Origin of the sequence: Paenibacillus lycopersici, assembly GCF_010119935.1 — a bacterium.
Lineage (GTDB): Bacteria > Bacillota > Bacilli > Paenibacillales > Paenibacillaceae > Paenibacillus_Z > Paenibacillus_Z lycopersici.
In genome coordinates, this window is the sequence record NZ_CP048209.1 from 4,616,538 (window position 1) to 4,631,100 (window position 14,563).

Consider the following 14,563-nt stretch of genomic DNA (forward strand, 5'->3'; position numbering starts at 1 on the left):
AGCCTAGTGCTAGCATCCCCCGCCGGACAGACATTTTATCCAAATCTTCGGCATAACCATTCTAGTACCGCTGTTTCAAGCTTGCAGCAAGAAAGGAATGAGACCATGTGTGGATTCACGGGCTGGATCGATTGGACCGCCGACTTGACGAAACAATCCATTATTCTGGAGAACATGACCGCAACGCTGGCTAACCGCGGCCCGGACGCCTCCGGTACCTGGATTTCGCCGCACTGCGCGCTCGGCCATCGCAGGCTCTCCGTCATCGATCCTGCGAACGGAGCCCAGCCGATGGTTCGTACAGCCGACGACGATACGTACGTCCTCGTCTACAACGGGGAGCTCTATAACGCGCCCGAGCTGAAACGGGAGCTGGAAAGCCGGGGACGCCGCTTCACGACGACCTGCGACACCGAGGTGCTGCTCGTCGCTTATATGGAATGGGGACCGTCTTGCGTAGAGAGATTCAACGGCATCTTCGCTTTCGCCCTGTGGGACTCGCGCGAGGAGCATCTGTTCATCGCCCGCGACCGGCTCGGCGTCAAGCCGTTCTTCTTCTCCAGACAGCTCGGCCGCTTCATCTTCGGTTCGGAGCCGAAGGCGCTGCTCGCGCATCCGGCCGTCAAGCCGGAGGTCGGCCCGGAAGGGCTGGCGGAAATCTTCATCGTCGGGCCCGCAAGAACGCCGGGCGTCGGCGTGTACCGGGATTTGACGGAGCTGCTGCCCGGACAATGCGCGACCGTCAATCGCGCGGGCGTGCACGTCTCCCATTACTGGAAGCTGGAGAGCCGGCCGCACGCGGAAACCGTCGACGAAACGGCCCGTACGGTCGGCGCGCTGCTGAAGGACACGGTCGAGCGCCAGCTCGTATCCGACGTCCCCCTCTGCACGCTGCTCTCCGGTGGCCTCGACTCCAGCGCGCTCACGGCGCTGGCCGTCAATTATTACAAGGAGACGGGACAGGGAACGGTACACACGTTCTCGGTCGATTACGTCGACAACGACAAGCATTTCAAGTCGCATGCGTTCCAGCCGAACGCGGACGCCCCGTGGATTGAGCGGATGACGTCCCATCTGGGCACGATCCACCATGCGATGGTATTCGACACGCCGGAGCTCGTCGGCGCGCTGCATGAGGCGATGACGGCGCGGGATATGCCCGGCATGGCCGACGTCGATTCGTCGCTCCTGCTGTTCTGCCGGGAAATCAAGAAGGAAGCGACCGTCGCGATATCCGGGGAGGCGGCGGACGAAATATTCGGCGGCTATCCGTGGTTCCACCGCGAAGACGCGCTGAACGCCGGCACGTTCCCGTGGTCCCTGGCCGCCGGGATGCGCGCGGACCTGCTGTCGCAGGACGTCGCGGCCTGGATCCGGCCGCTGGAATATATCGGCGACCGCTATCTGGATGCCGTCGCGGAAGTTCAGCATCTCCCCGGGGAAGACGAGAATACGCGCAAGATGCGGCAGATGTCCTACCTCAACATCACCCGCTTCATGCCGACGCTGCTTGACCGCAAAGACCGGATGAGCATGGCCGTCGGCCTCGAAGTGCGCGTCCCGTTCTGCGATCACCGGCTCGTCGAGTACGTGTACAATATTCCTTGGGCCGTCAAGACGGCCGGCGACCGGGAGAAAGGCATCCTGCGCAAAGGGCTGGAAGGCGTGCTGCCGCATGACGTGCTCTACCGCAAGAAGAGCCCGTATCCGAAGACGCATAACCCGAACTACCTGAACGCCGTCCGCACACGGCTGCTCGACGTATTGAACGAGGGCACCTCGCCGCTGCTCCCGCTCATCAACGTGAAGAAGATCCGCCAGCTCGCCGAATCCGAAGCGGCCAGCTCCAACCTGCCTTGGTTCGGCCAGCTGATGTCCGGTCCGCAGCTGTTCGCATACCTGCTGCAAGTCGATATGTGGCTGCGCGACTACAAAGTCAGCATTCGGTAGCTCCGCCGCGAGCACCGGCGAGCATGACAAAAACCCCCGTCCGCCAAGCGAAAGCGTCCGGCATGTTCGAGCATTCTCGAACGCGCCGCGCTTCGACTTGCGAACGGGGGTTTCCTGTTGTTCTTGCCTTGTGTCTTACAGGCTTGCGTTCCTGCAAGTTGTAACTTTTGCAGGTTGGGTTTTCTGCAGCCATGTATTCGTCAGGTTTGTAATTGTGCAGGTTGGCGTTTCTGCAGGCATACGTTCTTGCAAGGTTGCAACTGGTGCCCGCCTATATTGGCGCGTTGCCGACGTTAGTCTTCCAGCTTCCGCAGCAGGTCGGCCAGCGCCCGGCCGCGATGGCCGATGGCCTGCTTCTCTTCTTTCGTCATCTCCGCCATGCCCTTCTGCTCGCTGTCCACCCAGAACAACGGATCGTATCCGAAGCCGCCGTCGCCTCTCGGGCGATCCATGATCGAGCCGGACACGAAGCCTTCGCTTTCCGTGAACGAGCCTGAGGCGGGATCGTACAGCGATAGCGCGCATACGAATCGCGCCTCGCTGAGCAGCTTCGTGCCGTCGGCAAGCTGCGCCGCCGTCTCGCCGCCATTCGTGACGCGCGCCAGCTCGCGCAGCAGCTTCTCGTTGTTGCGCGCATCCGTCGCGCCTTCGCCCGAATACCGGGCGGAGTAGACGCCGGGCTCGCCGCCGAGCGCAGCGACCTCGAGGCCGGAATCGTCGGCCAGCACCGGCATGCCGAGCGCTTCCGCCACTTCGCGCGCCTTCTTGCGGGAATTCTCCGCGAAGGTGGCGCCGTCTTCGACGACATCCGGCAGGTTCGGATAATCGAACATGCTGACGACGTCCATGCCGAGCTTGCCGAACGCATGCGCGAACTCGCGCACTTTGCCGGCGTTCTTCGTTGCGACGACGACCGTTCCGCCCGGCATCATACCGATGCCGTCCCGATCCGGCCGCCCATCTCGCCGAGCACGTCGCGCTGCTTGGCGATCAAGCTGGCGATGCCCTCTTCCGCGATAGCGAGCAGCGCATCGAATTCTTCCCGCGAGAACGGCGCTTCCTCGCCGGTGCCCTGCACTTCGACGAATTTGCGCGCGCCCGTCATGACGACGTTCATATCGACTTTCGCCTTCGAGTCTTCCTCGTAGTTCAAGTCCAGCAGCGTCCGCTCGCCGATAACGCCGACGCTGACCGAAGCCAGGTAATCGGTAATGGGGTATTTGGCGAATGCATGATTGCGGTTCAGCTTGTCTACGGCAAGCGCCAAAGCGACGAACGCGCCCGTGATGGACGTCGTCCTGGTGCCCCCGTCCGCTTGAAGCACATCGCAATCCAGCGTGATCGTGCGTTCGCCGAGCGCCTGCAAATCGACGACCGAGCGAAGCGCGCGGCCGATCAGGCGCTGGATTTCCATCGTGCGTCCCGTCAGCTTGCCTTTCGCCGACTCCCGCTGGTTGCGCACCTGCGTCGCGCGGGGCAGCATCGCGTATTCCGCGTTAATCCAGCCTTTGCCCTGTCCTTTCATAAATGGCGGCACCCGCTCTTCGATCGAAGCGGTGCAGAGCACCTTCGTATCGCCGAACTCGATGAGCACGGAGCCTTCCGCGTATTTGTTAGGTTGCAGCGTAATCGTGACCGGGCGAAGCTCGTCCGCCTGTCTGCCGTCCAATCTCATATCTGTAATCCTCCTGTCGGTGAGTCCACCCTATTTTACCAAAAGCGAGCTCGAAAAACATCTTCGCTTCCGTGCCGAGGCAAAAAGGCCAGCCAGTAATCTCCGGCTGACCCGATAATGCGAAGATCCGCCCGGCAGGCGGATCTGGCGTCGCCCGGGGCGGATCTCGGTATGACTAGGATTTGAACGCGTTGATATGCTCGAGGCGGGTAACCGGTTCGCTGTACGATTGATTGTTCGTATCTACGAAGTCCGATTTGCCGTTCAGCTTGATCTGCACTTTGCTGAGTCCGGTATTCTCGGTCAGCGAGAGCACGACGGCTTGCAGCATTTCGGCCGGCTCCTGTGATCCCGGCTGGTAGCTGTCATCCTGCAGATCGACCGTCACGACATCCTTCGCCTTGGTGACATTCTTGACGACGACGTCCGGCGTCATGACCGCCTTCAGCGGCAGATCGCCGATCGGACCGCTGATCAGCTGCTCGATGGCGGTTTTGGCCCGGTTATTGCTGCGGTTCACGAGCCTTGTGACCGGCACGTAATAAGGCTCGTTGTCCGGCGAGAGGGCGGAGAAATAAATCGTGACCGGCGCCGAGGTGCTGTAATCGACCCCGTCGGCCGCTTCCAGGTTGATGCCGACTGCGCGCGTCAGCGGCTCGTCGATCGGCATCGCGTCGACCGGCATCGACGTCAGCTCTTTGCCGTCCATCATAAGCTTCACGTTCGTGATGCCCGGCTGGCTCGTCAGCGTATAGGTTACCGCTTCGACGATTTTGCGTTCGTCGGCGGCGTCGTAATTGCCGAATTCCTTGGAGAAATCGACGACGGCCTGCTTCTGGTCGGCGATAATGTCAAGCTGCTTGACGACCGTTCCTTTCGGCAATACAGCGGAGAACCCGTCCGGAATTTCGCTGGCGAACGAGCTGCCGTCGACCAGCATTTCAAGCGCTTTCTGCGCTGGCTTCTCGTCTTGTCCGAGCGTGGACATGACGGTGATCGGAGCAAGCAGCCCATTGCGGTCGCGCAGGTAGAGCGTCATCTGGGACTGGTCGCCCTGCACGGCGGTTACTTGTCCGTTGTCGACGTCGGCGCTGACATTCTGAGTGCTGTTTTGCGGCGGATCGATGGATTCGCTGGCGGGCTGCGAGAACAAGCCGCAGCCGGTCGTCAAGATGGGCAGAGCCAAAGCTCCGGCGAGCGCTGCCCGGCGAATCAGGCGATAATGTGTCATTGAACATTTCCTCCCCATTTTGGATACTTTAAGTGTGGACACGGCTTGGGCAACACAGCTGTCGCTGTCCATCGGGCGTTCCGGGAGCAAAGCGGCTCCTCGCCGCTTCCCGCATGCTCAAGGCAAACCGGCCGATGCCCGCCTTCCGGCGAAGCAGCAAGATCATCCGGCTAAGCGGCTGCCCGCCCTTTGGTACAAGTCCTGCTTTGTAGTACTATGTATACGAGCCGTCGAAATCAATTAGACCAGTTTTGTCCACGAATTTGAGACAAGGGGTGTTCGCGATGACCAAGTCCGCATCGTACCAGCTCAACAGCAGATCGATCGCCGAAGCGACCAAAGAATGGATGACCAAGCGCGGCGTCACGACGCCGCAAATCGCCGAACTCGTCATGTTCCTGCAAAAGGATTACTACCCCGGCCTGACGCCCGAGGAATGCGAGGCCTACGTCGAAGCCGTGCTCACCAAACGCGAGGTGCAGAACGCCATCTTGACCGGCATTCAGCTCGATCTGCTCGCCGAGGAAGGCAAGCTGCTCTCCCCGCTGCAAGAAATGATCGAGAACGACGAAGGGCTGTATGGCTGCGACGAGGTGCTGGCGCTGTCCATCGTCAATGTATACGGCAGCATCGGATTTACGAATTTCGGTTATGTCGACAAGCTTAAGCCCGGCATTCTGAAGAAGCTGAACGACAAGCATGACGCGGCCTGCCACACGTTCCTCGACGACATCGTCGGGGCGATCGCCGCCGCGGCCAGCAGCCGGATCGCGCACCGCAAACAGGCTGAGCGCGAAGGGCATATCGGACCGCCGCTGGATTGACAATAGGTGCCGGCGGCCGGTTGGATGAAGGAACAGGGGCAGCTTGAGGCCAGGAGCCGGAAGCTGCCCCTGGTTTTGTCGCTATGCCCGGCTGTGTGAGAGAGTGTTGCCCGGAACGACGACTTCCTTGGCGCTGGGGCATGAAATCCTGCCCGTGCCTGTGGGCAGGGTTTTACGGGAGACGGCTCGATTGGGGCTTTAATCCTGCCCGCCGGCAGGAGTATGTGGAGCTGGCCCGTTTCGGGCTGGAATCCTGCCCACGGGCAGCATATTGCGAGTAGTAAAATACCGATATAGTTGCTGTTCGGGCAACTTTATTCGCCGCAGTCCGGTAAAAATGCAGGCAAAGTTGCTATTCGGGCATCTTTGTTTGCCCCGGTCGGGCAAAAATGCAAATAATGCTGCTATTCGGGCAGCTTTATTCGCCGCTGTCCGGTAAAATGCAGGTAAAGCTGCTATTCGGGCAGCTTTATTCGCCCCAGAACTACGGTCAGGCTTTCGCCGGGGAAGACCGTTTCGATTTCGAAATCCTGCCTAGGGGCAGGATTTCGAAGGCTAGCGCCCCCCTCGGAACGCTTATTTCTGCTACAGTGAAAGCATTATAACCGCCATCGCCCATTTCAGTGCCCTTCCTGAGCCCAGACGGCTGCACAATCCCATGCACAGCAAAAAGGACGAAACAGAGCAGGCTGTTTCGTCCCTAGCTACTTAGAGCTACCTATCTTTTCGCGACCGCGTCGTACGCGATCGACGCCGCTTCCTTGCCCTGCCGGATGCAATCCGGCAGCCCTACGCCGTCGAACGCCGCTCCCGCGATCCAGACGCCCGGCATGTTCGCGCGCAGCCGGGCCCGCAGTGCCGCCGTCGCTGTCAGATGCCCGACGGGATATTGCGGCATCGAACGATGCAGCCGGGTGATCTCCGTGAACAGCGGCTCCGCCGTAATGCCGAGCACATTCCGAATATCCCGCCGAACGGCTTCCGCCAGTTCGGCGTCGGGCAGATCCACGACCGCCTCGTCGCCCGCTCGCCCGACGTAACAACGCAGCAGCACTTTGTCGTCGGGGCTGGCATGCAGCCACTTGGACGACGTCCACGTGCAGGCCGTGATCGTCGTGCCTTCGGAGCGCGGCACAACGAAGCCAGAACCGTCGAACTCGATGCCGAACGAAGCTTTGTCGAACGCCATGACGACGTTCGCGACGGACACGTAATTGATCGCCCGCAGCGCGTCGACCGGAATATGCGGCTCGAGCAGATCGGCTGCGTTGAACGCCGGCGTCGTAATGATGATGCCGTCCGCTTCCAGAATTTCGCCATCGTTCAGAAGCACCTCGTAAGGCGCTTGCCCTTCGCCCGCCTCGTTCTGCCGAAAAGCGACCGCCTCGCGGCCGATCCGGCTTTCCGCGCCCGCTTCCGACAACGCGTGCGTCAGCGCCTCCAGCATGGTCGTCAAGCCGTTCTTGAACGTCAGGAACATGCTGCGCCGCAGCTTCTCGGGGAGCCGGCTCGGCGCGGCCGGCGCGGCAGCTCCCTTGCGCTTGCTCGCCCGCGTGCCGCGGATCAGGCTGCCGTGCCGGCGCTCCGCTTCCCGGAATTGCGGGAAGGTCGACTGCAGGCTCAGCTTGCTCAGGTCGCCGGCATAGATGCCCGCAAGCAGCGGCTCCGCGATCCGTTCCATCACTTCCGTGCCGACGCGGCGCGACAGGAACTCGCCGACGGACTCGTCGTCCTCCGCCTTGCTGGCGGGAAGGACGAAATCCAGCATCGCCCGCAGCTTGCCGCCCCACGAGAGCAGGCTTGTCTTGGCGAACGGCATGATCTCGGTCGGTATGCCGAGCACGAGTCCAGGCGGCATCGGATGCAGCTTGCCGCGGTGAAGAATGTACGTCTTCTTCGCAGCCGGATTCGTGCCCGTCAGCTCGTCCTGAATGCCGAGATCGTAGGCCAAATCGATAATCGGCGTCTTGCGCGCCAGGAAGGAGTCCGGCCCCTTCTCGATCACGAAGCCGTCCTTCCGCAGCGTATTGATTTTGCCGCCGATCCGCTCCGATGGGTCAACGACGGTGATATGCGCTTCTCGTCCCCGCAGCTCCGCTTCCTTCGTCAAATAAAAAGCGGAGCTGAGTCCGCTGATCCCGCCGCCGATGACGACAAACCGATCCAGCTTTCCATTACTCCGCATGCGCGAGTCATCTCCTCCGGTAATATGGAACGCCATAAGACCGGCCTCCAAGGGCCGTTCTCATGGCGAATCTAGGCTTCTATGCTTTTATATCCGAATCGTTCCGGCCGACTTAAAGGAACACGTCCCGGCTCGCCTGCTCGACGCAGTCCGCCAACGTCTCCATGTACAGCGGGTCGGTGCCCAGCATATCGATGCGAACGAGCTGGATGCCCAGCTCCTTGGCCACGGCCTGCGCTTCGATATCGATGTCGTACAGCACCTCCAGATGCTCCGAAACGAAACCGATCGGCGCGGACAGCACGCCTTTGTAACCGGCTTTCGCCACTTCCTTCAGCGTCTCCAGGATGTCCGGACCGAGCCAAGGCTCGCGCGTCCGGCCAGCGCTCTGCCACGTAAACTGCCAATCCGTCACGCCTGCGCCGTCGGCGACGGCTGCCGATGTTTCCAGCAGCTGCCGCTCGTACGGATCGCCGATATCGCGAATTCGGGCCGGCAAGCTATGCGCGCTGAACAGCGCCTTCAACGGCTGTCCGCTGCCAGCCTTCTGCTCCAGCTCAGCGTAGGCATCCTTCACCCGTTTCACGAGCGCTTCGATCAGTTTCGGATGCATATGATAGCTCTCGACCTCTTGCAGCGCAATGCCGAGCTCTCCCGCTTTCTCCTGCGCGCGCTTCATGTAGCCGCCGACGCTCATCGTAGAGAAATGCGGCGCCAGCACGATACCGATCGCCTGCTTAACGCCGTCGGCCGCCATCGCCGCGACGCCGTCTTCGATATACGGACGGGCATGCTTCAGTCCTTGATAGACGGCGTATCGGCCAGGGGCGGCTGCGTCAAGCGCAGCCTGCAGCCCTTCGGCTTGACGGTTCGTGTTCTCGCGAAGCGGGAACACGCCGCCGACGACCGCATCGTACCGCTCCGTCAGTTCCGCCAGCTGCTCCGGCGTCGGAGCGTGGCCCCTGCGGATATGCGTGTAATACTCTTCGATGCCTTCCATGCTTTCAGGCGTACCGTAAGACATGACGAGCACGCCGGTTCTCGGATTAGCCATGCGCGACTTCCTCCTTCTTCCCGTCGAGCGCGGCGATCGCCTGCCCGGAGTATTCATGCACGTATTCCGTCAGCTCGCGCAGCTTGTCGAGCGGAGCTTCGGGGAACAGGCCGTGGCCGAGGTTGAAAATATACTTCGGCTCCTTCACGCCCTCGTCGATAATCGCCTTCGCATGTTCCTTGATGACGTCCATCGGCGCGGTCAGCACGTAAGGATCGAGATTGCCCTGTACGCCGAACTTGCCGCCCAGCCTGCGGCGTCCTTCCGCTACCGGAATGCGCCAATCCAGCCCGATAATATCGGCTTGGACGTGGCCCAGCGTAGGCAGCAGCTCGCCGGAAGCGACGCCCGGGAAATAGATTTTCGGCTGCGGCAAATCCGCCAGCTCGCTGAAAATCCGTTCGATCGTCGGCAGGACGTACTTACGGAAATCATGCGGCGCAAGCGCGCCGACCCAGCTGTCGAAGATCTGGAACGCCTTGCCGCCCGCCGCCATGTGCGCGCGCAAATAAGCGATGACCATGTCGCCGAGCTTGTCCATGAGCGAGAACCACAGCTTCGGCTCCGAATACATCATCGTTTTCGTTTTGATATACGACTTGGACGGACGCCCTTCGATCAAATAGCTGGCGATCGTAAACGGCGCTCCCGCGAAGGTAATGAGCGGCACGTTCAGCTCGCGGTCCAGAATGCGGATCGTCTCGATCACGTGGGACAGGTCGCCCTCCACGTCGATCGGCTTCAGGCGCGCGATATCGTCCGCCGTCCGGATCGGATTGGCGATCACGGGCCCGACGTTCGCCACGATATCGAAATCGATGCCGATGGACGCGACGGGATTCATAATATCGGAATACAGAATCGCCGCGTCGACGCCGAGCTTCTTAACCGGCATCATCGTCACTTCCGCGGCCAATTCCGGCTGTTTGCAAATTTCGAGCAGCGAGTAGTTCTCTTTTATTTTACGGTAGTCGGGATCATACCGTCCCGCTTGCCGCATATACCAAACGGGTAAGCGATCGACGCGTTCTCCCCGGCAAGCCCGGATGAATATGTCGTTGTAGCTCATTGAAGTTCCCCATTTCTATCGTTTTCCCTACGATTCCATTATGCCCTTTTTACCAAGTCGTAACAACCGCCCTGCCTGAATCATCATTGACAAACCTATGACAATGCCCTGCGGCCTGCCGAGCTTTGCCATCCGGCGCGTACTTGTTATACTGAACATAACGTTGTGCATCGACCAAGGCATCGAATAGGAGAACCCAATGGAACAGTGGAAAAAAAACCTGGCCGTGCTGTGGATCGGCCAGTTTCTCGTCATGGGCGGCATGACCATGATTATGCCGTTCATGTCGCTGTATTTGCAAAGTCCGCGGATCGGCATGACGAACGAGCATGAGATCGCCACGTGGGCCGGTATTATTTTCGCCGGCAACTTCGTTACCTCGTTCCTGTTTCAGCCGCTCTGGGGCAAACTGTCGGACAAGTACGGCCGCAAAATGATGCTGCTCCGCTCGGGCTTCGGGATGGCGGTCGTCATGGTGCTGATGGGCTTTGCCACGTCGCCGTGGCACTTGCTGCTGCTGCGAATGGTGAACGGCACGATCTCGGGCTTCAATCCCGCGGCCGTCTCGCTCGTATCGATTACGACGCCGAAGCCGAAAATGGGCTTCGCCATGGGCACGCTGCAATCCGGCGGCATCGCGGGCACGATCATGGGACCCTTTCTCGGCGGGCTGCTGGCGGACGCGGTCGGCTACCGGCCGATTTTTTATTTGACGGGCGTGTCGCTATTCGCCGCCTCAACGCTGGCTTACTTCGTCGTCAAGGAAACGTTCGACCGCTCGGCGGCCGCCGCGAAGCCTCAGTTGTCCGTCATCGCCGGCTTCCGTCAACTGAGCGGCGTGCCGCAGCTGATGGCGCTCTTCGCCGTCACGTTCCTGCTGCAATTCGCCATGATCGGCCCGAACCCGCTCATGCCGCTCTACGTGCAGAAGCTGCATGGGACAAGCGTCAACCTTGCCTTCTGGGCGGGCTTCGTCAGCTCCGCCGCCGGCATTACGAACATGGTCGCCGCTCCGCTGCTCGGACGGCTCAGCGACCGGATCGGCCAGGAGCGCGTGCTCGGCATCTCGCTCGTCGGCGCCGCGCTGCTGTTCATCCCGCAGGCGTTCGCGGGCACGGTCTGGCAGCTGCTGCTCTTCCGGCTGCTGCAAGGCTGCTTCCTGGGCGGACTGATTCCGTCCGTCAACGCGCTGGTGCGCCGGTTTACGCCGGACGGCATGGAAGGCCGCGCCTTCAGCCTCAACACCAGCATGCTCGCGCTCGGCAACATGATCGGTCCCATCGTCGGCGGGTTGATCTCCGGCTGGACCGGCATCGGCGGGGTGTTTCTGATCTCCGCCGTTTTGTTCCTCGTCAACGCCTTGTGGGTGCGGCAGACGCTGGTGTCGCGGCAGGCGCGGAAACCGGACGCGGTCTGACGGGCGCGAGACGGCTTGCGAGAGGAACGTGACGGCTTTTGCTGCCTATGCCGCGAACAAGCTGCCCTAGGGCAGCTTGTTCGCGGCATAGGCCCGTTGCGAACTTGAAATCCTGCCTCAGGCAGCTTGTTCGCCGCATTCGGCCTTGTTGCACTCGAATCCCCTTTGGGTGCGGTAAATGCAGGTTGCGCGGCGGGCGAGAAAATTGGGGGCGGATTGAAGGACGAGACGGCCAGCGTACGCGAAAAGCTGCCATAGGCAGATTTTTCGCGACCTTGGCAACCTAGGACACATTGCCCCTGAATTCCTGCTCTCAAAGCAGCTTTTTGGCGGCGTATGGTCGTTTCACACTCAAATTCCTGCTCTCAAAGCAGCTTTTTCCTCATATCTGAACGTTTCGCCTCTGAATTCTTGCTCTCAAAGCAGCTTTTCGCGGCAGTTGTCCGTTCCGCACTCGATTTCACAGTGGTGCTTCAGATGCTGGTGGCTCGGCTGGCACGGAAACCGGAGGGCGATCTGACGACGCGAGACGGCCTGCGCTGCTGAGTCCCTGGCATTACGGGCAGTGTTTCGCGGCACTTAGGCTTTTTGCACTCGATTTCACTGCTGTGCGTCAGACGCTGGTGGCTCGGCTGGCACCGAAACCGGGGGGCGGTCTGACGACGCGAGACGGCCTGCGCTGCAGAGTACCTAGCATTACGGGCAGATTTTTCGCGGCACTAAGCCTTTTCACACTCGATTTCACTGTGGTGCGTCAGACGCTGGTGGCGCGGCAGATACAGGGACGGGGACGGTCTGACGGACAGAGATGGCATGCGCAAGCGAAAAAGCTGCTCTTCGGCAGCTTTTTCGCGACTTTCAGCCGTTTTGCACCCGAATTCCTGCCCCCAGGAAGCTTTTTCATGGCATCCGACCGTATCACACTCGAATTCCTGCCTTATGGAAGCTTTTTCGATGAATTCGCGACGAACATAAAAAAACCGAGACGTCGCTCGGACTCTCGGCTTACATGGGCATCATGCTGACATGCTGCCCGGTTCCGCTACTTAATCATCGCGATCGCCAAGCCGTCGTACGCCGGCAGCAGCGTGCCCGTGAGCCGCTCGTCGCCGACCATCGTTTGGTTAAATTCGCGCATTGCCTGGACCGACGGTCCGTTCTTGTCCGGATCGATCGTTCTGCCGTGCAGCAGCGCGTTATCGCCGGTAATAACGGCGCCGGGGTTGCCGAGCTTGATCGCCCACTCCAGATACGCCGGATAGCTGTCCTTATCCGCGTCGATGAAGAAGAAGTCGAACTTGCGGCCTTCCTGCTCCAGCGCCGCCAGACTCTCCTTCGCATCGCCGATCACATACTCTACGCGGTCGCCGAGGCCTGCGGCTTCAAGATTATTACGCGCGGTAGCCGCATATTCTTCCTTAAGCTCCAGCGAGGTCAGCTTGCCGCCCGCTTGCAGTCCGCGCGCCAAGCAAATGCCGCTGTACCCGCCCAAGGCGCCGATTTCAAGCACGTTGCGGGCGCCCGACATGCGCACGAGCATCGTCAGCAGCCTGCCGTAGCCCGGCGCGATCGAGATTTGCGGCATGCCCTGCGCCTCGATGGCCGCATGGACGCGCGCCAAATCCGCATCGTCCCCTAATAAACCGTCCACGTACCGTTCCGTTGCTTCTTGTTCCGTCGACATTGTTTCCACGCTCCCCGCCGCTATTTTGATCAGATATCGTTTGTAATACATGCCTATGATGACTATACTTGATTGTATGATTTTCGCCGGTGCAATACAAGCATCGGCAGAGGGCGGAGGAATCGACATAATGAACAACCTGCAGTTGATCGCCACAGCGCCGATGGGGCTGGAAGCGGTCGTCTCGCGCGAATTGATGGAGCTCGGCTATACCGATCAGAAAGTAGAGAACGGCCGGGTCATATTCAAAGGAGGGCCCGCGGACATTTGCCGCGCCAATCTGTGGCTGCGGACATCGGACCGCGTACTCATCAAAATGGCGGAATATCCGGCCACTACCTTCGAAGAATTGTTCGAAGGCGCGAAAGCAATCGATTGGCCAGCGTGGATACCCGCGGACGGCGAGTTCCCGGTCGAAGGCCGCTCGCATAAATCGCAGCTGAGCAGCGTACCGGCCTGCCAGAGCATCGTGAAGAAAGCGGTCGTCGAGAAAATGAAAACCGTCTACGGCACGGAATGGTTCCAGGAGGACGGCGCGCGGTTCGTCATCGAGGTGTGGCTGCTGAACGACGTTGCCATGATCACGCTCGACACGACCGGACCCGGACTGCACAAGCGCGGCTACCGCAAGCTCGTCACGGAAGCGCCGCTCAAGGAAACGATGGCGGCGGCCATGATCCTGCTGAGCCGCTGGCAGCCGGAGCGCCCGTTGTACGATCCGTTCTGCGGCTCCGGCACGATTCCGATCGAAGCGGCCATGATCGGCTGGAACATCGCACCCGGCATCCGGCGCAGCTTCAACAGCGAAGGCTGGCCGCTCGTGCCGGACGAACTGTGGGACCGGGCGCGCGAGGAAGCGTTCGATAGCGTGAAGGACGCTATCCCGCTGCAGATCGCCGGCTCCGACATCGATCCGGCCGCGCTCGACGTCGCGGCGGCGGCGATCAAGAAGGCCGGCTTCGCGAACGATATCAAGCTGACGCAAATGCCGGTCTCGCGGATCAAGCCGGACGGCGATTACGGCTGTCTCGTCACGAACCCGCCGTACGGCGCGCGGCTCGGCGACGAGACGGACGCGGAGAAAGCCGTCCGTCAGCTCGGCCTCAGCATGCTCTATCTGCCGACCTGGTCCATGTTCGCGCTGACGCAGTCGCGGACGTTCGAGGACACGATCGGCCGCAAAGCGGACAAGCGCCGCAAGCTGTTCAACGGCCGGCTCGAATGCACGTACTACCAGTTCTTCGGCCCCCTCCCGCCGCGCAAGAAGCCGGATTAAATCTAGCAATCCGGACGCTATAGGCCCAGACGCCTTGCGCCCGGAAGCCATGCATACCTGGACTCAAAAAGCACTGGAGTTGTAAACGAAGATGCAGCAAGCCCGAGTACGCTCGCGGCGGTAAGCCCGGCTATACCTGCGGCAGCAGGCACGCTTGTGTCTGCGCCCATACGCTTTATAATAGGATAAGATGTTAAC

11 protein-coding genes are annotated in these 14,563 nt (G+C 60.7%); 4 read left to right on the top strand and 7 right to left on the bottom strand.

The features are described 5' to 3' along the window. The first annotated feature begins 105 nt into the window (after positions 1–105). On the top strand, positions 106–1,950 hold the full coding sequence (gene asnB / locus GXP70_RS20435) for an asparagine synthase (glutamine-hydrolyzing) (protein ID WP_162358540.1): 1,845 nt from the start codon (positions 106–108) through the stop codon (positions 1,948–1,950). Between the two features lie 293 nt (positions 1,951–2,243). Here asnB and rdgB read toward each other — a convergent pair whose 3' ends face one another. From rdgB to GXP70_RS20450, 3 genes are all read right to left on the bottom strand, one after another. Continuing rightward, positions 2,244–2,882 (bottom strand): RdgB/HAM1 family non-canonical purine NTP pyrophosphatase, encoded by a 639-nt coding sequence (gene rdgB, locus GXP70_RS20440; RefSeq protein WP_192043377.1) that lies wholly within the window; start codon positions 2,880–2,882, stop codon positions 2,244–2,246. Further along, entirely contained in the window at positions 2,879–3,625 is a 747-nt protein-coding gene (gene rph, locus GXP70_RS20445) for a ribonuclease PH (RefSeq protein WP_162358541.1), read from the bottom strand. Before rph ends, rdgB begins: the two co-directional genes overlap by 4 nt. 175 nt (positions 3,626–3,800) lie before the next feature. After that, positions 3,801–4,856 carry a GerMN domain-containing protein gene (locus GXP70_RS20450; RefSeq protein WP_162358542.1) on the bottom strand — a complete coding sequence of 352 codons (1,056 nt, stop codon included), beginning with the start codon at positions 4,854–4,856 and terminating at the stop codon, positions 3,801–3,803. A gap of 284 nt (positions 4,857–5,140) precedes the next feature. Between GXP70_RS20450 and GXP70_RS20455 the strand changes: the two genes are divergently transcribed. After that, positions 5,141–5,680 (top strand): phosphatidylglycerophosphatase A family protein, encoded by a 540-nt coding sequence (locus GXP70_RS20455; RefSeq protein ID WP_162358543.1) that lies wholly within the window; start codon positions 5,141–5,143, stop codon positions 5,678–5,680. A gap of 718 nt (positions 5,681–6,398) precedes the next feature. Here the strand turns inward: GXP70_RS20455 and hemG are convergent. The 3 genes from hemG to hemE form a co-directional block, all read right to left on the bottom strand. Next, on the bottom strand, positions 6,399–7,865 hold the full coding sequence (hemG, locus tag GXP70_RS20460; protein ID WP_162358544.1) for a protoporphyrinogen oxidase: 1,467 nt from the start codon (positions 7,863–7,865) through the stop codon (positions 6,399–6,401). 112 nt (positions 7,866–7,977) lie between these two features. Continuing rightward, positions 7,978–8,919, bottom strand: a complete 942-nt coding sequence (gene hemH, locus GXP70_RS20465) for a ferrochelatase (protein ID WP_162358545.1) — start codon at positions 8,917–8,919, stop codon at positions 7,978–7,980. Further along, a complete protein-coding gene (hemE, locus tag GXP70_RS20470) occupies positions 8,912–9,988 on the bottom strand; it encodes a uroporphyrinogen decarboxylase (RefSeq protein ID WP_162358546.1) in 1,077 nt (358 codons plus the stop codon). Before hemE ends, hemH begins: the two co-directional genes overlap by 8 nt. 199 nt (positions 9,989–10,187) lie before the next feature. Here hemE and GXP70_RS20475 point away from each other — a divergent pair, with 199 nt between their 5' ends. Then, entirely contained in the window at positions 10,188–11,405 is a 1,218-nt protein-coding gene (locus GXP70_RS20475) for an MFS transporter (RefSeq protein WP_162358547.1), read from the top strand. Between the two features lie 1,042 nt (positions 11,406–12,447). On the opposite strand, the gene GXP70_RS20480 is transcribed toward GXP70_RS20475, so the two are convergent. Then, positions 12,448–13,089, bottom strand: a complete 642-nt coding sequence (locus tag GXP70_RS20480; protein ID WP_162358548.1) for an O-methyltransferase — start codon at positions 13,087–13,089, stop codon at positions 12,448–12,450. Between the two features lie 130 nt (positions 13,090–13,219). Here GXP70_RS20480 and GXP70_RS20485 point away from each other — a divergent pair, with 130 nt between their 5' ends. After that, complete coding sequence (locus GXP70_RS20485; protein WP_162358549.1) at positions 13,220–14,365, top strand: THUMP domain-containing class I SAM-dependent RNA methyltransferase; 1,146 nt, start codon at positions 13,220–13,222, stop codon at positions 14,363–14,365. The last annotated feature ends 198 nt before the right edge of the window (positions 14,366–14,563 follow it).